The organism is Nonomuraea antimicrobica (assembly GCF_039536965.1).
In the GTDB taxonomy this organism is placed as follows: domain Bacteria; phylum Actinomycetota; class Actinomycetes; order Streptosporangiales; family Streptosporangiaceae; genus Nonomuraea; species Nonomuraea antimicrobica.
The window spans coordinates 1-21,606 of record NZ_BAAAZP010000203.1 but is presented as its reverse complement, the minus strand read 5'-3'; the positions used below and the strand labels follow the sequence as shown (position 1 = coordinate 21,606).

16 protein-coding genes are annotated in these 21,606 nt (G+C 72.1%); 11 read left to right on the top strand and 5 right to left on the bottom strand.

Annotated elements, in window-relative coordinates:
• Nucleotides 1-3 precede the first annotated feature (3 nt).
• From ABD844_RS44645 to ABD844_RS44615, 7 genes are all read left to right on the top strand, one after another.
• On the top strand, nt 4-1,836 hold the full coding sequence (locus ABD844_RS44645) for an ABC transporter ATP-binding protein (RefSeq protein ID WP_344893142.1): 1,833 nt from the start codon (nt 4-6) through the stop codon (nt 1,834-1,836).
• Nucleotides 1,833-2,345 (top strand): S26 family signal peptidase, encoded by a 513-nt coding sequence (locus tag ABD844_RS44640; protein WP_344893139.1) that lies wholly within the window; start codon nt 1,833-1,835, stop codon nt 2,343-2,345. Before ABD844_RS44645 ends, ABD844_RS44640 begins: the two co-directional genes overlap by 4 nt.
• Before the next feature lie 154 nt (nt 2,346-2,499).
• Nucleotides 2,500-2,634 carry a hypothetical protein gene (locus tag ABD844_RS44635; protein WP_344893136.1) on the top strand — a complete coding sequence of 45 codons (135 nt, stop codon included), beginning with the start codon at nt 2,500-2,502 and terminating at the stop codon, nt 2,632-2,634.
• Nucleotides 2,635-2,694: 60 nt separating this feature from the next.
• A complete protein-coding gene (locus ABD844_RS44630) occupies nt 2,695-5,709 on the top strand; it encodes an AfsR/SARP family transcriptional regulator (protein ID WP_344893133.1) in 3,015 nt (1,004 codons plus the stop codon).
• Between the two features lie 253 nt (nt 5,710-5,962).
• The gene (locus ABD844_RS44625) at nt 5,963-7,288 is read left to right on the top strand and encodes a cytochrome P450 (RefSeq protein ID WP_344893130.1); all 1,326 of its coding nucleotides are present in this window, start codon (nt 5,963-5,965) and stop codon (nt 7,286-7,288) included.
• On the top strand, nt 7,285-8,502 hold the full coding sequence (locus ABD844_RS44620; protein ID WP_344893126.1) for an MFS transporter: 1,218 nt from the start codon (nt 7,285-7,287) through the stop codon (nt 8,500-8,502). The genes ABD844_RS44625 and ABD844_RS44620 overlap by 4 nt, the downstream gene beginning before the upstream one ends.
• The gene (locus ABD844_RS44615; protein WP_344893123.1) at nt 8,499-9,959 is read left to right on the top strand and encodes a M28 family peptidase; all 1,461 of its coding nucleotides are present in this window, start codon (nt 8,499-8,501) and stop codon (nt 9,957-9,959) included. Before ABD844_RS44620 ends, ABD844_RS44615 begins: the two co-directional genes overlap by 4 nt.
• Nucleotides 9,960-9,990: 31 nt before the next feature.
• Here the strand turns inward: ABD844_RS44615 and ABD844_RS44610 are convergent, their stop codons facing one another.
• From ABD844_RS44610 to ABD844_RS44595, 4 genes are all read right to left on the bottom strand, one after another.
• Nucleotides 9,991-11,505, bottom strand: coding sequence for a GMC oxidoreductase (locus ABD844_RS44610; protein WP_344893120.1), 1,515 nt, complete (start codon nt 11,503-11,505; stop codon nt 9,991-9,993).
• 76 nt (nt 11,506-11,581) lie between these two features.
• Nucleotides 11,582-12,745 carry a Gfo/Idh/MocA family protein gene (locus tag ABD844_RS44605; protein WP_344893117.1) on the bottom strand — a complete coding sequence of 388 codons (1,164 nt, stop codon included), beginning with the start codon at nt 12,743-12,745 and terminating at the stop codon, nt 11,582-11,584.
• 1 nt (nt 12,746) lies between these two features.
• Entirely contained in the window at nt 12,747-13,697 is a 951-nt protein-coding gene (locus ABD844_RS44600; RefSeq protein WP_344893114.1) for a sugar phosphate isomerase/epimerase family protein, read from the bottom strand.
• 61 nt (nt 13,698-13,758) lie between these two features.
• Nucleotides 13,759-15,081, bottom strand: a complete 1,323-nt coding sequence (locus ABD844_RS44595) for an MFS transporter (RefSeq protein WP_344893111.1) — start codon at nt 15,079-15,081, stop codon at nt 13,759-13,761.
• A gap of 111 nt (nt 15,082-15,192) precedes the next feature.
• On the opposite strand from ABD844_RS44595, the gene ABD844_RS44590 reads away from it, so the two are divergent.
• The 4 genes from ABD844_RS44590 (at nt 15,193) to ABD844_RS44575 (ending at nt 18,849) form a co-directional block, all read left to right on the top strand.
• Entirely contained in the window at nt 15,193-15,801 is a 609-nt protein-coding gene (locus ABD844_RS44590; protein ID WP_344893108.1) for a TetR/AcrR family transcriptional regulator, read from the top strand.
• Between the two features lie 163 nt (nt 15,802-15,964).
• Nucleotides 15,965-16,846 carry a DUF433 domain-containing protein gene (locus ABD844_RS44585; protein ID WP_344893105.1) on the top strand — a complete coding sequence of 294 codons (882 nt, stop codon included), beginning with the start codon at nt 15,965-15,967 and terminating at the stop codon, nt 16,844-16,846.
• 153 nt (nt 16,847-16,999) lie between these two features.
• Nucleotides 17,000-18,013, top strand: a complete 1,014-nt coding sequence (locus tag ABD844_RS44580; RefSeq protein ID WP_344893102.1) for an ATP-binding cassette domain-containing protein — start codon at nt 17,000-17,002, stop codon at nt 18,011-18,013.
• Nucleotides 18,010-18,849, top strand: a complete 840-nt coding sequence (locus ABD844_RS44575) for an ABC transporter permease (protein ID WP_344893099.1) — start codon at nt 18,010-18,012, stop codon at nt 18,847-18,849. Before ABD844_RS44580 ends, ABD844_RS44575 begins: the two co-directional genes overlap by 4 nt.
• On the opposite strand, the gene ABD844_RS44570 is transcribed toward ABD844_RS44575, so the two are convergent.
• On the bottom strand, nt 18,778-21,606 hold a 2,829-nt coding region (locus tag ABD844_RS44570; protein WP_344893095.1), incomplete at its 5' end, for an ATP-binding protein. The two genes, ABD844_RS44575 and ABD844_RS44570, sit on opposite strands and share 72 nt — an antisense overlap.

Sequence of the window (21,606 nt, the reverse complement as noted above, 5' to 3'; positions counted from 1 at the left end):
GCGGTGAGCGCTGCCCCGAAGGGGGACCTGCGGATCCGCGCGCGGGATCTGCGCGCCTCCGCCGCCGAGGCGGTCTCACTCATCTGGCGGGCAGCCTCAGCGAACGTGATGGTGTTCCTGCTGGCGACTCTGGTCGGGGCCGCGGCGCCGATCGCGACCGCGTGGGCGACCAAACTGGTGATCGATCGGCTGACGACTCCGCACGGTGCGGTCGGCGGGTTGGCGCTCGCACTGGTCGCCACCGGACTGGGCGCCGCCGTCCTGCCCGTCCTGGTCCACTACCTGAGGGCCCAGATCGGGCGGTCGGCGGGCCTGACCGCGACCGAACGGCTGTTCGCCGCGGCCGAGCGTCAGGTGGGCCTGCGTAACTTCGAAAATCCGACCTTCCAGGACCGGCTTCGACTCGCGCAGGAGGGCATCGGCCGCATCGCCGAGATCGTGGACGGCATCGGCAGCGCTCTCGGTGGCGCGCTCGCCCTCACCGGCTTCATCGCGTCCCTGCTGATCCTCAGCCCGGCGATGACGGTCATGGTGCTCGTGGCCGCCATCCCAGCGCTCGTCGCCGAGATCCTTCTCTCCCGGCGCCGGTCGGCCATGGAGTGGAGCATCGAACAGTTCCACCGGCGGGAGTTCTTCTACAGCCAGTTGCTCACCGGAGTCGCCGCGGCCACAGAGATCCGCCTGTTCGGCATCGGGGCGTTCCTGCGCGCCCGGATGATGGACGAACGGCGAAGCTCCGATGCGGCCGGCCGGCGGATGGACCTCCGGGAACTCCGCGTGCAGGGCGGACTGACGGTGTTGAGCGCGACGGTGGCAGGCGTCGGCCTGTGGTGGGCGATCACGGCGGCGCGGGGCGGCGCGCTCAGCGTCGGAGACGTCGCCATGTTCCTCGCGGCCGTCATCGGCGTGCAGTCCGCGCTTGCGACACTGACCGCGGCGATCTCCGGCGGGCAGGCGCGGTTGCTGGCCTTCACCCACTATGTCGCCGTGGTCCGGGCCGAACCCGATCTCCCACGGGCGCAGCAGGGGACCGCCCCGCAGTTGCGGCAGGGCATCGAACTGCGGGACGTGTGGTTCCGCTACAGCGACGACCATCCCTGGGTCCTGCGCGGGGTGAACCTGGCGATCCCGTACGGCTGCGCCGTCGCGCTCGTCGGCCTGAACGGCGCGGGAAAGAGCACGCTCGTCAAGCTGCTGTGCCGGATGTACGACCCGACCCGAGGGCAGATCCTCTGGGACGGAGTGGATCTACGTGACATCCCTCCGGCGATGCTGCGTGAGCGGATCAGCGCCGTTTTCCAGGACCATATGAACTACGACATGACGGCCGGGGAGAACATCGCCCTCGGTGACCTGACCACACTGGGTGAGCCAGGGCGGATCCGGGAGGCGGCCGGCCGCGCGGGCATCCACGACAAGCTCGCCGCGCTGCCCCGGGGTTACGACACACCGCTGACCCGCATCTTCGTGGTCGGAACGGACAAGGACGACCCGGTGACCGGCGTCGTCCTGTCCGGCGGGCAGTGGCAACGCCTCGCGCTGGCCCGAGCCTTCGTACGGAACGACAGCGACCTGATGATCCTCGACGAGCCCAGCTCCGGCCTGGACCCCGAGGCGGAGCACGAGATCCACACCGTGATGCGGGAGCACCGCGAGGGCCGGACGAGCCTGCTGATCTCCCATCGGCTCAGCGCCGTCCGCGACGCCGACCACATCGCGGTCCTGGACGGCGGCCGGATCACCGAGCACGGGTCGCACGACACACTGCTGGCCGCCGACGGCAGCTATGCCAGACTCTTTCGGCTCCAGGCCGCCGGATACCAGGAGGCTCTGTGACACTCGTTCTTCCAGCCGTCGTGGTGCTGCTGGCCGCCGGTCTGCTGGTGCTGTCGGTTCGCCGTGGTTTCCTGGTCACCGTCGTCGACGGCACGAGCATGGAACCGGCGCTGCGATCCGGCGACCGCGTGCTGGTACGCAGGACCAAACGGATCCGCGTGGGGCAGATCGTCGTCGTGGAGTTCCCCGATCTCCCGAGCGGGAGCGCACCGGCGACCACGCGCGGCCGACAGTTGCTCGTCAAGCGGGTCGTGGCCGTGCAGGGCGATCGGCTGCCCACCGAGTGGGAGTACCCGGACGTCGACGGGATAGCCGGCACGGTCGTGCCGCCCGGGTCCGTCGTGGTGCTCGGCGACAACCGCGCGACGAGCTGGGACTCCCGCCACTACGGCTTCGTACGCCCTGAGCGGTTGGTGGGCGTGATGCTCCGGCACCTGCCCGGGTCGGGCGGCGTGACCGAGGTCGAGGACGCCCGACAAGCCCGCTCCGGTGATGCCGAACCGACCTGACCTTGAGTGCTGCCGTCTGAGCGTTGCTGACAACGGCTCCCGCGCCGCGATGCGCGGATAGCGCGCAGATAGGGCGGCCCGCCAGGCTGTACCCGCCGGATCGCCCGAAAGGGGCGGCCACCGAGAAGAACGGAACCGATCCATCATGCGAGTGGTGATCGCCTCCCTGCTCGCCGCGCTGACCCTGGGCGCGGCCGTAGCCGGAGTCAACCTGACGGACAGGGCCGAACCAAAGGAGACAGTCCTGGCCGGGCTCTGCGGCACCACTGGATTCCCGGGCTGCCCCTGATCCGATTCCCACGCTGAACCTGCTCCCAAGGGGCAGGCTCCGCCGCGATAATGCCGATATATGGGCATCAAGGCGGAGTTTCGGTTGCTCGGTCCGCTGGAAGTGGTCGTCGACGGGGGACGGCTGTCCGTCGGCGGGCCGCGGCAGCAGCGGCTGCTCGCCACGCTCCTGCTGAACCCGGTCGAGATCGTCTCCACCTCGCGGCTGATCGACGAGCTATGGGGTGAGGACCCGCCCGACACGGCCCGCGAGCAGGTTCACAACGCCGTGGCCAGGCTGCGCAGGAGCCTGGGCCCCGCCGGCCGGCTGCTGGCCACCGAGGGCTCGGGCTACCGCCTGCGCGTGGACGGGGAGCAGGTGGACTCCCACCGGTTCGGCCGGGCCGTCGAGGCGGCCCGGCTGAGCGCCGAGGCGGGCGAGCCGGCTGCGGCGGCGCAGACCCTCGCCTCGGCGCTCGACCTGTGGCGCGGCCCTGCCCTGCAAGGACTGACCGGGAACGCCATCGAGGCCGCGGCCATGGGTCTCGACCAGCAACGCCTGGCCGCCAGGGAACAGCTCCTGGAGTGCCGGCTGGCGCTCGGCGAAGCGGCCGAGCTGGTGCCCGAGCTGACCGGGCTCGTGGCCGAACATCCCTTCAGAGAGACCTTACGGCGTCAGCACATCGTGGCGTTGTATCGGTCAGGGCAGCAGTCGGACGCGCTGGACTCCTACGAGCGCACCCGCGCGCTCCTGGCCGACGAGCTCGGCCTCGATCCGGGCCCCGAGCTGCGCCTGCTGCACGAGCAGTTGCTGCGCAACGACCCCGCCCTCGACGCTCCCGCGAAGCCGTCACCTGGCCAGGCCCGGCCGGCGGCGCGCAACTGCCTGCCGTACGACATCGCCGACTTCACCGGCCGCGCCGCCGAGGTGCGGCGACTGCTGGAGCTGACGGGTACGGCCACCGACACCGCAGTGGTGATCACCGCCCTCGACGGCATGGCCGGCATCGGCAAGACGACGCTGGCCGTTCACATCGCGCACCTGCTCGCCGACGACTATCCCGACGGCCAGCTCTTCATCGACCTGCACGGATACACGCCGGGACAGCGGCCCCTCGCTCCGGCCGCCGCGCTCGACGTGCTGCTGGACGGCCTGGGCGTGCCGCCGGAACGCATCCCGAGAGACTTCGAGCAGCGGGTCGCCAAGTGGCGTTCGGACCTCGCGGGCAGACGGGTCCTCGTGATCCTGGACAACGCCAAGGACGCGCAGCAGGTTCGCGGGCTGCTGCCGGGGGCGCCGACCGTGCGGGTCCTGGTGACGAGCAGGCGGCGGATGTCCGCGCTGGAGGGCGCCTCGTCGTTCTCGCTGGAGCTGATGCCGCCCGACGACGCCGTCAAGCTGTTCCTGCGGGTGGCCGGGGCGGAGCGCGTCGCCGGGGAGCCGGAGCAGGTGGCCGAGGTGGTCGAGCTGTGCGGCTACCTGCCGCTGGCCATCCGCATCGCCACCTCCAGGTTCCGGCACCGTCCCACGTGGACCGTCGCCTACCTCGCCGACCGGCTGCGCGACGAGCGGCGCAGGCTGCTGGAGCTGGCCACCGAGGACCGCAGCGTGCTGGCCGCCTTCACCGTCTCCTACCGGCATCTCGCACCGGCCCAGCGGCGCCTGTTCCGGCTGCTCGGGCTGCATCCCGGCGCGGACTTCGACGTGTACGGCGCCGCCGCGCTCGTCGACGCCGCGGCGGGCGAGGTCGAACCCCTGCTGGAGGAGCTGCTGGACGTGCACCTGCTCGCCCAGCACGCCGTCGGCCGCTACCACTTCCACGACCTCCTGCGCCAGTACGCCCGCGCCACCGCCGAGCGCGAGGAGAGCCCGGAGGAGCGCTCGGCGGCGATGGCCCGCCTCGCCGAGCACTACCTGCATCTCGGACACGCCGCGGAGCAGGTGTTCGACCCCGGTCGCCACCTTGGCGAGCTGGTGCTCGGCCGCCGCTCCGAGCTGCCCGAGCTGCCCGCGCCCGCCGCCGTACGCGACGTCATCGCGGCCGAGCGGCTCAACTTCGTGGAGGTCGTCGGCCACGCGGCCGGCACGGGAGCCCACTCCCACGCCTGGCGGCTGGCGGCCGCCCTGGGCCCGCTGCTGCAACGGCACGGCTACAGCGACGAGGCGTTCGACGTCTACGACCAGGGGCTGCGTGCCGCCCGCGAGTGCGCCGACTGGGGCGGGCAGGCCACGCTCTACCGGCACCTCGGCGTCGCCCGGCTCGGCACCGGCGACTTCGGCGACGCGCTGGCCGCGCTGCGCGAGAGCCTGGCTCTCGAACGGGAGGTCCACGGCGACGGGCCCGGCAGCGCCCGCGTGCTCAGCAACATGGCCATCGTGCACATCAGGCTCGGCCGCTTCGCCGACGCGCAGGAGCACCTGCACCGCGCCCTCGACCTGCTGGGTACGGACGGCTCGGCGCACGACCGGGCCTTCTTCCTGGCCAACCTGGGCGTGGTCAACACCAAGCTCGGACGCTACGAGGAGGCGGCGGCCTGCGTGCTGCGCGCGCTCGACATCCAGACCGGGCTCGGCAACCGCTTCGCCGAAATGCTCTGCCTGGTCAACGCCGGCTGGATCTACACGCTGTCCGGCCGGTTGCCGGACGCCCGCGACCACCTGGAGCGCGGTCTGGCGCTCGGCCGCCAGCTCGGCGCCAAGGAGGCCGAGGCGCGGGCGCTGTACCTGCTCGCCGACTGCCTGCGCCGCCAGGACGAGAACACCGCGGCCCTCACCGGCGCGCGGCGGGCGCTCGTGCTCGCGCGGCAGATCCAGGACGCCGACGCGGAGAGCCAGACGCTCAACGTGCTCGGGCAGGTTCACCACGCGCTCGGCGACCCGGAGGCGGCGCGCGACTGCTACGGGCAGGTGCTGCGCCTCGGTCTGGAGGTCAAGGCGGTGCCCGCCCATCGAGGGCTCGGACGGCTGGCCCTGGACGAGGGCGACCGGGCAGCCGCCCGCGCCCACTGGACGAAGGCCCAGGCCATCGCCGAGGGCGCCGGCCTGCCCGAGGCGGAGGAGATCGCACGGGACATCGCGGCCCTGGACCGATCGTGAACGGATGACGGATCTTGCCCGGATAGGTGGCGGATAGGGGCTGGAGAGCCCGCATTCCTATGGTTTCGAGCTGTCAGACAGAACGAACCATCTGGAGGAATGATGGCGAAGCTCATCTCCCGTACCGCCAAGCAGATCTTCGGCGAGCAGCGCATGGCCGGCCGCTACACGTGGTTCGCCAGGCACTAGGCGTTCGCTCATCAGGGGCCGGCGTCACGCCGGCCCCTGATCCACTCCGAGGATCGGATGTCCCATGGTTGTGAAGGCACGTGTGCAGCCGAGCCTGCCGCCGGGTCCGCGGGGGCACTGGCTGCGAGGGAACGCCCCACACTACGAGGCCGACCGGATCGGCTTCCTCCAGCGAAACGTCCGCGACTACGGCGACGTCTTCTCCTTCAACGAGAACACGACGGTCGTCAACGACCCCGCCCTCGTCCACGAGATCCTGGGCAGGACCAACACCGACTTCCTGGCCGAGGACGCGATGTTCGCCGGGGCCGGCGACCCGGAGGCGACGGCGGCGGAGGCGGCGTCGTGGATGGCCGCGCGCCGCAAGGGCTGGCGCGGGTTCAACCGGACCGTCGCCACCGCGCACGCCGGCCGCATGATGCGCCTCCTCGACGACCTGACGGACGGCACGGGCGGCCGGCGCGTCGACGTCCTGGACCTGATGGCGCGGGCGTCGGGCTGCATGGTGGCCGACTACTGCTTCGGCGCCGACGGCTCCGGGATCGTCGCCACGATCGAGGCGAACGTCGCCGCCGCGCTGCCCATCATGTCCTCCGGGCGACTGCTGCCACGCTGGCTGCCCGCGGCCAGGAACAGGCGTTTCCTGGCGGCCAGGCGGGCGACGGCGGCGCTGATCGACGACCTCATCGCGCGCCGCCGGTCCAGGCCCGTCCCCGAGGCGCCCCGCGACCTCCTCGACGTCCTGCTGGCCGCCCGCGAGCCGGAGCTGAGCCACGAGCAGGTACGCGACGTGCTGCGGGTGACGCTGGTGGCCTCGTACGGCGTCCCCGGCGCGGCGATCGCCTGGGCCGTGCGCGAGCTGGTCATCCAGCAGGACGTGCGCCGGAGGGTCAAGGAGGAGGCTTGCGCCTGGGAGGGGCGGGACGACCCGCCGGAGATCACCGAGCTGCCCTACACCCAGGCCGTGGTCAAGGAGCTGCTGCGCGCGTACACGCCGACGTGGCTCATGGGGCGCACGGCCAGGCGGGAGGTCCAGGTCGGGTCCTGGAGCCTGCCGCCGGGCCACCAGATCATGTTCAGCCCCTACCTGATCCACCGCGACCCGCGCTGGTGGCCGGAACCCGACCGGGTGGACCCGGGCCGTTGGCTCGGCACGGAGTCGCCGCACGCGCGCCACACGTACCTGCCCTTCGGTGCCGGTCCCCGGGTCTGCCTGGGCACCCAGCTCGGCATGCTCCAGCTCACGCTCGCCATCTCCAGGCTGGTGCGGCGCTATCGCTTCGACGTCGCCGATCCGGCGAACCGGCCGGCCAGTCCGTCGGCCCTGCTGAAGCCGGAGGGGCTGCGGGCCCGGTTCGTCCCGCGCGAGGCCGAGGACCGCCTCCGTTGAAGGCGACCGGGACCCGGCCCGGTACGCGGCCCGGTACGCGGAACGTGCGCCTGCTGGGCACGGCGGAGCTGGTCTCGTTCCTCGGCAGCCGGGCGTCGGACCTGGCCATGCCCCTGCTGGTGCTCTCGCTCACGGGGGCCGCCGCCCAGGCCGGGCTGGTGTTCGGCCTGGGCGTGCTGGCCAGGGCGCTGACCGCGGTGCCCATGGGCGTCCTGGCCGACCGGCTGCCGCCGAGGACCGCGCTGGCCGCCGTCGAGTCCGCGCGGGCGGTGCTCGTCGGCGTCTTCGCCGCCACGGTGTGGCTCGACGTCGCGTCGCTCTGGCTGATCTGCGTGGTGACCGTGGCGGACGGCACGGGGGGCTCGCTGTTCCGCGCCGCCCAGACGGTCGCGGTGAAGTCGTCCGTCCCGGCGGAGCACCTGTCGTCGGTCCTTGCCCGGCTCCAGTTCCCCCAGTTCGCCGCCACTCTGGCCGGGCCGCTCGTGGGCGGATCGCTGTTCGCCGTGTCTCCGGCGCTGCCGTTCGTGCTCGACTGCGTGTCCTACCTGGTGTCGGCGCTCTGCTCGCTGGCACTGACCCGGCCGCCGGGCGGCCGGGCCCCGGTGGAGGCGGCCGCGACCCCGCTGGCCGGGCTGCGCCTGGTGTGGCGCTCGGCGCTGCTGCGTACGGTGCTGCTGTGGTCGGCGGCCACGAACGCCGCGCTGGGCGCCGTCAACGTCGCCGTCGTCGTCATCGCCGGTCGGCTCGGGGCGGGCGCGGACGACGTCGGCGTGATGATGAGCATCGGCGGCTGCGGCGGCCTCATCGGCGTCGCCTGTTCGTCCTACCTGGCAGGAAGGCTGTCCGCGCCGCTGATCGTCCGCGTGGTGAGCTGGACGGTGGCCCTGGTGCCGCTCTCCTTCCTGCTGCTCGGCACGACCGCCGCGATCGGCGTGGCGCTCGCGGTGATGTTCTTCGCGCTCGCGGTGGGCAACGTGGTGCTCGGCACCCGGCGGATCGAGAGCACCCCCGCGCACCTGCAGGGCAGCGTCGAGGGCGCCAGCCATCTCGTCGCGAGCGCCGTCGCCCCGGCGGGTCCCGCCGTCGTGGGGTGGGCGCTCGACGCGGCGGGCCCGCCGCTCGCGATGCCGATCGTGACGCTCATAGCCGGCGTGGCCGTGCTCTTCACCCTTTCCCGAACGTTCACCGAACGCCTGTCCAGGAGAGATTCATGACCTTGCGACATTGTCTGGCCGTCCTGTTGCTCGCCTCCGCCGTGCTCGCCCCGGCCCCGGCCGCCACGGCCGCCCCGAGCCTCGCCGACCTGATCGAACGGCGGGTCGACGGCAACGGGGTGCTCGCCCACCTGCGGGCCTGGGAACGGGCCGCCGACCGGAACGGAGGCCACCGGGCCACCGGCAGCCCCGGGCTGGCCGAGTCGGCCCGCTACCTCGTCGACCGACTGACCACGGCGGGATACCGGGTGGTGCGCAGGCCGGTGCCGTTCGAGGACTTCGCCTTCGACGCCGAGAGCGCCCGCCTGAGCGGCGGCGCGGGTCAGGTGCCGGGCCCGCTCGGCGCGGGCAGGGAGGTGCGCCTGCTCATGGGCCGCTGGTCGCCCTCCCTGCCCGAGGGCGGCATCGACGCGCGGCTCGCCGTGCCGAACGCGGGCGGCGACGGCTGCGCGGACGGCGACTACGCGGGCCAGGACCTGACCGGCGCGGTGGTCATGGTGGACCTGACGAGGTGCGCGCTCACGCGGCTGGCGGAGGTCGCGGCCGGGCTCGGCGCGCGGGCGATGCTGACCTACCTTCCCTCGCCCAGGCCGGGCAACATCTGGCGCCTGGGCGTGCTGCCGCCGTACCAGATCGGCCTGCCCGTTGCGACCATCACCCAGGCCGAGGCCGGGGCGTTGGCCCCGGCGGCCGCGAACGGGGACGTGCGGCTGCACCTGGACCTGCGCGGCCACGAGGTGACGGGGACGACCGAGGTCATCCTCGCCGAGACCGCCGGCGGAGACCCGGAGAAGGTCGTCATGGCCGGCGCCCATCTCGACAGCGTGACCGAAGGACCGGGGATCAACGACAACGGCACCAGCGCGGCGGCCCTGCTGGAGACGGCACTCCAACTCGCGCCGTACCAGCACAGGGTCCGCGACAAGGTGCGCTTCGCCTGGTGGGGCGCGGAGGAACTGTACGCGCTGGACTCCGCCTACTACGTCGTCCACCTCAGCCAGACGGAGCGCGCGGCCATCGCCGCGTACCTGAACTTCGAGCTGATCGCCTCGCCCAATTCGGGCCGGTTCGTCATGGACGGGGATGACAGCGACCACCCCGGCGAGGGCGCCGGGCCCGCCCCGGAGGGCTCGGCGGCGCTGGAGGCGGCCTTCTCCGGCTATTTCCGGCACCGCGGCTTGCCCTTCCTCACCAATGACGTCGAGGACGTCCGCTCCGACCACGAGCCGTTCATGAAGGCCGGCATCCCGGTCGGCGGGATCTACTCGGGCGGGGGCCTCGACGTCAAGACCGAGGAGGTGGCCCGGGTCTTCGGCGGGCAGGCGGGCGACTTCTACGACCCCTGCTACCACCAGCCGTGCGACCGGATCGCCAACCTGGACACGGCGGCGCTGCACGTGAACGCGAAGGCGATCGCGTGGGTCCTGACCAGGCTGGCGGAGGGCATCAGCCCCTGACCGGCCGCGGAGCAGGGGAGCACGCCACCGACTAGGTACGGTCGAGCAGGCGGGCCGCGATCCTGGTCGCCGCCCGCCATGCGAGTGCCACGGTGGTGAGCGTCGGGTTGGCGGCGGTCGAGGTGGGGATGACGCCGTTGCCGCCGACGTAGAGGTTGTCGACGCCCCAGACCTTCAGGTACTGGTCGCAGACCGAGGCCCCGTCGTCGGCGGCGCCCATGCGGACCGTGCCCTGGTAGTGGAGCGACGACCCGCCCGCGGCCAGCTCGGGCTCCTCGGCCAGGGCGCCGATGCGGTCGGCGCTGCGGCGGGCGTTCTCCTTCAGCCGCTGGATGGTGCGCAGGTCCTGGTCCGTGTGGGAGTAGTGGACGGTCATCTTCGGCATGCCGTAGAAGTCGGTCTCGGTCTCGCTGAACTCCACCCGGTCGCGGAACTGGATGTCCTTGGCGCCGTACCACGCGAACGCCACGAGCCGGGACGCGAGGGCCTCGTCGTCGATGCCGAGGCTGTAGGGGGAGTTCATCATCGCGATGATCCCGCCCTGCATCGGGCGGGCGTCGGAGAAGGGCACGAGCACGTAGCCGAGGCGCTCGGGGTCGCTGTCGTGGCGCTCCGGGTCGAAGGCGTCGTTCAGGTATCCGAAGGCGCCGACCTGGAAGTGCTCGTTCAGGTGGTGCCCGAGCGCGGCGGGGCGGACCCCCGACGCGAACAGCACCTGGGGGGTACGCAGCCCGTCGGCGCACACCACGACGTGCCGGGCGCGTACCTCGCGGAGATCGCCCGTCCCGCGGTCCTCCAGAATGGCGCCGACGGCGACGCCGTCCTCGACGACGACCCGCTTGGCGAGGGTCTCGGCGCGCAGCTCGAATCCGGGTACGGTGGCCTCCAGGTCACCCAGGATGACGCCGGTGCCGGAGAAGTGCGCCTGACCGTCCTTCCACTGGATGGCGCTCGGCATGAAACCGACCGGGGTCAGGCCGGGGCCGTCGAACTCGTCCGCCATCTCCCGCCGGATGGCCTCCGCCAGCCCCGTCCCCGGCACATCCCACTTGGTGACGCCGAGGAGCTGTTCTGCGTGGTCGAGGGCGGCGTCGAGCTCGTCGGCGGGGATGAACGGGATCCGCTCCGACTGGTGCGGCCGTGGCGAGGAGGTGCCCCAGTGGATGCCCATTCCGCCGACCCCGCTGGCCATGCTGGCCGCGGAGAGCCCGACCTCGTCCTCGGCGAGCTTCGGACGGGGGTCGAGGAAGAACAGTCCGGGCAGGATCGTCTGCCGGAACTCGAGGCTCGGGTCGAGGCCGTCCGCGATGTCGGCGAGGGCCTTGGCGCGCTCGACGCCGGTCTCGGGCCCCTGGGTGAGCAACTGCGCGGCGACGCGGGCCTCTTCGCTCATGTTCTGGGTGTGCGCGCCGCGGACGCCGGGGATGTGCGGCCCGACCTCGACCATGAGGATGCGCGCCGTGGGCACGGCGTCGCCGATGGTACGGGCGTAGGTCGAACCGGCGGGGCCTGAGCCGATGATGAGAACGTCGACCTGCTCGGTCATATTTCGTCTCCCTGAGGATGGGGTTGTCGGGGTCAGCGGTTCCGGAGATCCGGGGCGGCGGGAGGGCGGGCGGCGGTCATTCGGGCGGCCCGTCGATGGCGGTCCAGGCTCCCGACGCCGCCGAGTCGAGGACGGTGTCGACGATCCCGACGGAACGCACTCCGTCCGCCAGGGTCGGCAGCCCGTCCGGCGGGTCACCGGCGATCGCGACGTAGGTGTCGGCGACGAAGGCGTTGAAGCAGTCCTGGTAGCCCTGGGCGTGGCCGCCGGGCAGGTAGGACAGGCGGCGCTGGTCGCCGGAGGCCCGGCCCGCGCCGCGGGCGATCACGGTCGCGCCGTCCGGCGTGCCGATCCAGGCGGTCTCCGGGCTCTCCTGGTCGAACACGGCCGAGGCGACCGCGCCGTCCAGCTCGAACCAGAGCCGGTTGCGCCGCCCGGCGGCGACCTGGGACACGACGACGTTCGCCGGGACGCCGGAGGCGGTGGTGAGGGTGACGACCGCGAGGTCGTCGGTCGTCACCGTCACGGCCGGGGTGGCCCCGGCGGTCGTGGTGAACGTCTGCGCCGAGCCCGTCGGCCGCTCCGGGACGGCGACCGAGGTCAACGCCGTGAGGGAGACGAAACGCTCGCCCGAGACGAACTCCACGAGGTCGCACCAGTGCGAGCCGATGTCGGCGAACGCGCGTGACCGGCCGCCCGTCTCCACCTGGACGCGCCAGTTCCCGACGTCGGGTGAGAGCATCCAGTCCTGTAGGTAGCTGCCGTGCAGGGCGTGCCACCTGCCGAACTCACCGGCGAGCCTGCGCGCCCGCAGCTCCCGGACGAGCGGGTGGTAGCGGTAGACGTACGGCACCGTCGCGACGACCCCCGACTCGGCGGCGACGGCGGCCAATCCCTCGGCCTCGGAGAAGGAGGTCGCGACCGGCTTCTCGCAGACCAGATGCCTGCCCGCCCGGAGCACGGCGGTCGCGTAGGAGGCGTGGGTCGAGTTGGGCGTGCACACGTGGACGACGTCGATCTCGGCGGCGAGGAGGGCGTCGAGGTCGGGGAACGTGGCGACGTCCCAGTCGGCGGCGATCTGGGCGGAGCGTTCCGGCCTCGATCCGAGCACGCCGACGACCACGCCACCGGCCGCGTGGACGGCGCGGCGGTGGATGGCCGCGACCATGCCCCCGCCCACGATCGCCGCGCGTACGGGGCCGCTGCGGGTGGAGCCGGCCATGTCAGTCGTGTCCGTCATGTCAGGGGGCTTCCGTGGCGGGGGCGCCGGACCGGTCGAGAACGGCTCGGGTGAGGTCGAGGACGCGGGCGCTCTTGGCCCAGGGGTCGCCGCCGTTGCCCTCGTACTCGACCGAGAGGGGGCCGGTGTAGCCGTGGACGGTGAGGATCTGGAGCGCGCGTTCGAGGTCGACCGGTCCGACGGCGCCGTCCTCGGAGACGTGGTGGGCCTTGAGGCTGACCAGTTCGGCGTGGTCGGCCAGGGCCTCGACGCCGTCGTAGAGGGGGGTCAGGTCGAGGCCCGCGAACACCTCGTCCGGGTCGCTCTCGCCGCCGAAGAGGACGGCCATCGCGGGGGCCATCAGCACGTCGAAGTTGCCCAGGTCGAGCAGCAGGCCGCAGGCGTCGCGCCCGACGGCGTCCAGCAGGTGCCGCATCCAGGCCGGGTCGCTGCTCGGCCCGCCGTGGTTCTCCACGAGCAGCCGGGCGCCCCGCTCCTCCGCGTACGAGCCGAGCCCGCCCAGCGCGTCCACCAGATGGGCGGGCGGCGTGGCGCCGTGGTGCGGGCTGAACGGTGAGCCGGGGTTGACCCGGACGAACTGCGACCCCATCGCGGTGAACCGGTCGATCCACCGCTGGATGAGCGCGACGTCGGCGGCGCGCTTGTCGTCGTCCGCTTCCAGCAGGTCGCCGACGTCGATCGCGACGTTGAGCAGCCGCACGCCGGACGAGCCGAGCGCGGCGGCGAACAGGTCGAGCTCCGGGTCCTCCAGCCCGGCGAACTGGAAGGCGACCGTCTCGACGGCGTCCACGCCGAAGGCGTCCCTGGCGCGCGCGGGGAACTCCGACAGGCGCAGCAGCTTCGGGTACGGCAGGTCGATGTGCACGTCGTTGCCCTGGGGATCGACGAAGTCGAAGACGACCGGGCCGAGCTGCTCGCGGACACTGTAGGAGGACACGGACAGGGTGTTCATGGGATCTCTCTTCCAGTCGGACGGGTCGGACGGGTCGGAGGGGGCGGAGGGGTTCGAGGGGTCAACTGACGGTGGCGGGGGCCTGCGCGGCGTCCGGGCGGGTGATGGGGGCCCAGCGCGGGTCGCCCTCGCGGCCGATCTCCGGCAGCCGGAGCACGGCGAGGGCTCCAAGGACGCCGCAGACGGCGAGCGTGAGGTAGAGCGCGGGGAAGCCGCCGACGCCGAGCAGGAACGGGGCGACGAACGGCACGATCGACTGCGGGAGCGTGTTGGCCAGGTTGATGATCGCGAAGTCCTTGCCGGCGTTCTCGCTGCTGGGCAGCACCCGGACGCACAGCGCGCCGTCGATCGAGAGGAACAGGCCGACGCCGAGGCCGAGCAGGGTCACCGCGACGTACACGACCCCGAGGGTCGGGGCGGTCGCCTGGAGCACCAGCGCGGCGGCGGCGATGACGCCTCCGGCGATGACGAAGGGCTTCTGCCGCCGCACCCGGTCGGAGACCAGGCCGGAGACCGCGCTGGTGATCGCGAGTACCACGACGTTCAGTAGCGACATCACCAGGACGACGCCGCTGACCGACTCCGGGGCGATGTCGAAGCGTTCCATGACGAAGATGGCGTTGTAGGTGCCGCTCGCGAAGCCACAAGTGATCAGGAAGCGCACCAGCCACGCCCAGCCGAAGGCGGGGTGCCGCCACGGATTCAGCCAGTACGACTTCACCAGCTCCACCAGTCCCAGGCCCGGCTGGCCGGCGGCCCGCGGGTGCTGCGGGTCGCGCAGCAGGACGACGGCGAGGACGCCGAGGAGCGCCGCGACGACGGCGACGACGCCCCACTGCACGACCAGTTGGGAGCTGGCGCTGACGCCCGCGATGCCGATGAGCGGCCCGACCGCGGCGGCGAGCCCGATGAATCCGGAGACCGTTCCGCGCCGGCCCGCCGGCACCTGGTCGGCGAGCAGCGCGCTGGTGGCGGCGAGCTGGAAGTTGAAGATCGTCTGCGTCGCGCACCAGACGACCGCGACCTGCCACACCTCGGTCGTGAACGCGTGCGCGAACACGACCAGCGACCCGGCCAGGGCGCCGCTGAGCATCCAGGTGCGGCGGCGACCGAACCGGGCGGCGGTGCGGTCGCTGATGCGGCCCGCGAGCGGGTTGGCCACGAGCGCGAACAGCGCGCCGAAGCCGGTGATCACGCCGAACGCGCCGGCGGCCCCGTCGCCGGCGATCCGGGTGACCTGGAGGGTCAGCAGGAGTTGCAGGGGAGTGAGGAGCGCGACGAGTGCTCCGACGTTCGAGCTGGTCATGGCCAGGAGCAGCCGGGGAAGTGGGGTGGCAGGGGCAGCGAGTTCGTTCGCCGCGGTGGCGTCGGAGCGACTGGGCATCTAACACGTTCCTTCTTGCGTAACGCCCCCGAAACGGTAGTGACGCCCATTATGTACATTCACCCGAACGGGTTTCAATACCAATCCGGAGTGACCGATATGATCCAGGCCATGGGATTGCGCGAGCTCAAGGCCACCCGGACCCGGCGGCAGATCGTCGACGTGGCGCTCGACCTGTTCATCGAGCAGGGGTACGACGCGACGACCATGGAGCAGATCGCCGAGCGGGCCGAGGTCGGCAGCACGACGCTGTACCGCTACTTTCCGAGCAAGGACCTGCTGATCCTCGACGGGTTCACCCGGTCGATGGACCTCGGGGCGCGGCTGCGCGAGCGTCCGGCAGAGGAGCCGCTGAACGTCGCGCTCGGAGCCGCGATCCATGAGTCGTTCGCGGACTTCGCCATCGACGACGGGCGCCTCGCGGCGGTGCGCCGCATCGTCGACAACGCGCCGGTGCCCCGGGCCCGGCTCTGGGACTTGGTCGCCCGGTCGCAGAGCGACCTGGAGTCCGCGATCGCCGACCGCGTCCGCCGCCCTGCCGGTGACCTGCTGGTCGCGATGACCGCGCACCTCACGTTCGCCGTCTACCAGATCGCCGCGGAGACCTGGTGGGCAGGCGACCACCAGGCCTCACCCACCGGGGTCGTCGACGACCTCCTCCACACCCTCAACACGCTCGACCTGGTGATCCCCACCCCACCCCCCCGTCAACGGCCCTGAGGGTCTTGCCGGGCCCCGCCATGTTCTCGGGCACCCAGTCCTGCGACGTGTTCCGCGCGAGAACGAGGCCCGGCGTGGCGGCTCTCCGAGCACGATGGGGCTATTGCTGGGTGGATCACGGGGATGTTTGCGATGATGATGAGGCCGGACCAGGTCAAGGGAGGTGAAGCTGGTGTCCTACAGCCCGAAGTTGGCGGCGGCGTTGTCGGGTGCCACGCTTCGCCAGCTCGCGCACTGGCGTAAGTCCGGCTCCGGCCGTGGAGCGGTGCTGGTGCCGGAGATCTCGCCGCTGCGTCCGGTGTTGTACTCGTTCCGGGACGTGGTCGCGTTGCGCACCTGCGTGAAGCTGCGCAACGACGCCTCCTTGCAGAAGATCCGCCGGGCGTTGGACACGCTCCGTGACGACCTGCAGGAGCGCGAGCATCTGTCGGCCTACCGGTTGGTGGCCGACGGTTCGACGATCTACCTGGTGGAGCAGGATCAGGCCACCGATCTGGTGCACCGCAAGGCCAACGTCGTCATCCACGAACTGGTCGACGTGCTGCGGCCGTTCTACCGCGACGGACGATACATCCCTGACCTTTTGCGTCCCCGGGAGCACGTCACGGTTGATCCCGGGGTGCGTGGTGGCATGCCGGTGATCGAGGGGACTCGGGTACCGTACGACGAGATCGCGGCTTTGCTGCGCGACGGCGTTCCCGCCGAGCGCATCCCGGAGTACTTCCCGAGTGTGTCGGCCACGGCGGCCTTGGACGCCGTCGACTTCGCCGATTACGTCGACAGCTACGAACCCCCAGGGAGCAGCGTGCGACTGCTGCTGGATGAGAACGTCCCCCGCCCTCTGCACCAAGTCCTGACCAGCTTCGTGCTGAACCACGAGATCGTCCATCTCCTGGACCTTCCCGGCTGGTCGGGAACCCGGGACGAGGCTCTGTACCCGCGAGCCGCTATCGCGTTGCGCAGCATCGATCCCACGGTGGCGAGTCGTCTGAGGGTGATCGATCCGGTGGCGAATCCGCCCAAGTTCTGGCCCACGTCGCCGTAGCCTGAGCGGATCACCAGACCGGCTTGGGATTGAGAAGAGGTCGTGGGTGGGCCAGCTCGAGGCGGAGCGGTAGACGCCCCGGTGCGTACGGGCTTTCTTGGGTGAAACCGGGGCGAGGGTGTCGTGAAACCCGGGGCGGCGACAGTGAAGGCCATGAGCATCACTGAACTCGACAGCGCGGGGGTCACGTCGGCCGCCCCACGTGATACGGACCTGGCCGTCCAGGCGGAAGGGCTGGTCAAGGTCTTCGGCGAGCACCGGGCCGTCGACGGGATCGACCTGGCGGTACGCCCCGGTGAGATCTTCGGCGTCCTCGGGCCCAACGGTGCCGGCAAGACCACCACTTTGCGGATGCTGGCCACCCTGCTGCGGATCGACGCAGGACGCGCCTCGATCTTCGGCGTCGACGTCGCCGGCAACCCGCACGTGATCAGGCAACTGGTCGGCGTCACCGGGCAGTACGCGTCCGTCGACGAGAACCTGACCGCCCGGGAGAACCTCTGGCTGTTCGGCCGGTTGCAGGGGGTCGCCTCGTCGCGCGCGCGGCGGATCGCCGCCGACCTGCTCGGCCGGTTCGGCCTGGAGGAGGCCGCCGACAGGCCGATCTCACAGTTCTCCGGCGGGATGCGGCGGCGGCTCGACCTGGCCGCCAGCCTGATCACCAGACCCCCGCTGATCTTCCTCGACGAGCCGACCACCGGCCTGGACCCGCGTACCAGAGGCCAGATGTGGGACACCATCCGCGGCCTGGTCGCCGGGGGCTGCACCGTGTTGCTGACCACGCAGTACCTGGACGAGGCCGACCAGCTCGCCGACCGGATCGCGGTGATCGACCACGGTCGCAAGGTGGCCGAGGGCACCCCCGACGAGCTGAAGACCATGGTCGGCAACTCGACCCTGCAACTCCTGCTGGACGAGCCGGGCGAGGTGCCCGCCGCCGCGGAGGTCGTACGGCGGGTGCTCGGGGCCGAGCCGGTGCTCAGCCCGGAGCGCGGGCGGCTCAACGTCGCGCTGGAGCAGGCCGACCAGGCCGCCGACGTGCTGATCGCGCTGCGTACCGCGGGGGTGTCGATCTCCTCGGTGAGCGTCGCCAAACCCAGCCTCGACGAGGTGTTCCTCGCCCTGACCGGCCACGGGACGGACGAGAAGGAAACGGAGGACCGATGAGCACCACCATGATCGAACCCGTCCACGAGACCGTCAGGGCCGCCGAACGGGTGGCCGCCGCCCGGCGGCACGTCTCGGTGGGCGAGACCCTGGCCCAGACGCTGACGATGGCCTGGCGGGCGCTCATGAAGATGCGCCGCAACCCCGAGCAGTTCTTCGACGTGGCGCTGCAGCCGATCCTGTTCACCGCGATGTTCGCGTACATCTTCGGCGGCGCCGTCACCGGCGACGTGAACAGCTACCTGCCGCTGATAATCCCCGGCATCCTCGCCCAGACCGTGCTGACCACGTGCATGGCCACGGGGACGCAACTGCGAGAGGACATGGAGAAGGGGGTGTTCGACAGGTTCAAGTCGCTGCCGATCGCCAGGATCGCGCCGCTCGCCGGGCCGATGGTGGCCGACCTGCTGCGTTACACGATCGCGGCGACGCTGACCTTCGGGAGCGGCCTGCTGATGGGCTACCGGCCGGGCGGCGGGGTGTTCGGCGTGCTGGCCGCGATCCTGCTGGCGATCTTCACGGGCTGGTCGCTGGCGTGGGTCTTCACCTGGGTCGGTACGATCGCCCGGAGCGCCCAGGCCGTGCAGGGCATCTCGATGATGATCCTCTTCCCGCTGACCTTCCTGTCGAACGCGTTCGTCCCGGTCGAGACGCTGCCCGGCTGGCTCGCCGCGTTCGTCCGGGTCAACCCGGTGTCGCACCTGGTCACGGCCGCCCGCGATCTGGCCAACAGCGCCGTGCTCAGCGGCGCGGTGGCCTGGACGCTAGTGGCCGGCGTGGTGGTCATCGCGATCTTCGCCCCGCTGTCGGTACGCAGTTACCGCCGGCACATGTGACCGCGGGCCGAAGACCTTCTCGACGAGGATCCGGGCCTCGTCGAGAAGATCCGGACCGTGCTGCCCGCGGTAGTCCGCGCGCAGCTCGGCGATGGCCCCGGGTGCGGCGGCCTCGGCGTGCGGTTCGATCCGCGCGAAGGCCGTACTGGGCATGGTGCGGTTGTAGGAGAACCGCTCGGCCAGCACCAGGAAGCCGACCGCGTCCCGCGGCGCCATGGCCGCGCGCAGCAGCCCCCACGTGCCGAGCGCGAAGAGCGTCAATCCGCACGCCGGGTAGTCGAGGTGCGGGGCACCCTGGGACAGCGCCCGGTGCAGCCGGGTGACGGACCAGTCGTTGAACAGCCCTTCGCCGTACTCCAGATCTTCGGGCCCGGCGTGGTGGGCGTGCGCGATCAGGGCGATCGACTCGGTCGTGACCACCCAGGGCTCCAGGCCGCTCGGCGACAGGCCGGGGAACCGCAGGTCGCGGGCCAGGCGTACGCTCTGCCGGTAGTGGGCCAGGGCGGCGGCCACCTCGCCGCGGGCGATGGACAGCTCAGCGGCGGACAGGGGGAGCACCATGTGCCCGCCGATGGTCGCCCCGAGGTCGTGGAACCTGGCGATCTCCGCGAACTCCGCCTCCGCGGCCGCCAGGTCGCCCTCGCCGAGCGCGGCGCACAGCAGCAGCGAGCGAATCTGCGCCGCGTCGCCGATGGCGCCGAGCCGGACCAGGATCGGCAGGGCCGCCCGCGCGTGACCGATCGCCTTCCCGCGCTGGCCCAACTGCATGCGCAGTTGTGCCATCACGGTGTGCAGGACCGCCGTGAGCCACGGCCCGTCGTCCTCGGTGACCAGCGTCAGGGCGCGTTCGCCCGCCGTGATGGCCCCCGCGAGGTCGCCGACGTTCTCCAGGACGTGGCTGCACATTTGCGAGGCCATCAGCGCCACGTCGCGATCGTCGCTCCGGCTCAGCTCCGTGAGGCGGCCCGCGGCGCGCTCGGGCGGATCGGACGCGAGCAGGACCGTGGTCATCGCCACGAGCCGGGGGTCGCTCGTGTCCCGGACGGGCAGCCGGCCGAGCACGTCGGCCAGGCCCTCGCTGCTGCTGTCGGTGGTGATCACGATGTTCATCAGCGTGATCAACGCGGCGGACCGGGTGGTGTCCTCGAGCTCCGGCGGCGGGTCCCAGCCGGTGAGGGCTTGCGTGATCGCGTCGCCGAGCACGATGAGCCGTGGGTGATCGCCGCGTACGGACCACAGCCCGCCGACGCCGACCAGCAGCCGCACCACCGTCGCGCGGTCGGGCTCGGCCAGGGCCTGACGGAGCAGCTCGGACAGGTTGCCCTCCTCGGCGCTCAGCGCGTCGACCGCCGCGAACTGGGCGCGGCCGAGCAGCACGGAGGAGTGCGCCATGGTGTGGTCGACCGCCCACGCCCGCTGCGCCGCCCGAGCCTCGGCCTCCTCACCGGCCTCCGCCAGCCGCATCCGGCCGAACTCGCGTACGGTCTCCAGCATCCGGTAGCGAAGCCCGTGATCGGTCTCCCGTACGCTCAGCAGCGACTGCTCGGCCAGCGCCTGCACGGCGGGCAGCGCATCGGGCCCGAGCACGTGCTCGGCCGCGGCCAGCGTGAAGCCGTCACCGAAGAGCGCCAGCCGGCGCAGGGCCCGGCGCTGCGGCTCGTCCAGCAGGTTCCACGACCAGTCGATGACCGCGAGCAGCGTCTGGTGCCGGTCGGGTGCGCTGCGGTCGCCGCCGCGCAGCAACGCGAACCGGTCCGCCAGGCGACGCCTGATCTCCTCCACCGACATCACCCTGACCTTGGCCGCGGCCAGCTCGATCGCGAGAGGCAGCCCGTCGAGCCGGGTGACGATCTCGGCGACCGGACGTTCGTCGGCCCTGACCCCGGGGCGGGCGGCCCTGGCCCGTTGCAGGAACAGCTCCACCGCGTCGGTCGTGTCCAGCTCGGCGAGCGGGTAGACCTGCTCGGCGGCGATCGCCAGCGGGGCTCGGGAGGTGGTGAGCACCCGCAGGTCCCTGGTGGTCGCGGTGAGGAACGCGACCAGATCGGCGACGGCGCCGATCACGTGCTCGCAGTTGTCCAGGATCAGCAGGGACGGGGCCTGGCCGAGGTGCTGGGCGATCCTGGCGCGGATGTCGGTGCGCTGTTCGGGGGCGAGCGCCCGGCGCCCGCTGACGGAGTCGCGGACCCCGAGCGCCGACCCCACCTCGCCGACGACGTCGTCGGGTGAGGAGACGCCCACGAGTTCGACGAAGTGCGCGACGGGCTGCGTGGCGTTCCTGCCGACCACGTGCGCCAGCCGGGTCTTGCCCAGCCCGCCGGGACCGATGATCGAGACCACCCGGCTCGTCTCCAGCAGCGCGCGGACCGCGCGGATGTCGTCGTCGCGGCCGAGCAGCGAGGAACCGTCGAAGAGGATGCCCTCGCGCACCGGCCGGTCGGCCGCCAGCAGCCCGGCGTGCACCCGGGCCAGCTCGGGGCCGGGATCGGTGCCGAGGTGATCGGCCAGGTCGGCGCGGTAGCGCTCGTATCGTTCGAGCGCCGCGCCCACCCCGCGTACGGCGGCCTCGCTGCGCAGCAGGCACGCGAGCAGTTCCTCGTCGTGCGCCCGCGCGGCGGCGGCCTCCTCCAGCAGCGGCAGCGCGCTCTCGTGGTCGCCGCCCAGGCTGCGCGCCATGGCCAGCACGCGACGCGCCACGGCCAGCCGACCGGCCGCCTCGGCGCGCAGCGCGGCCAGCGGGCCGACAGCCGTGGCCAG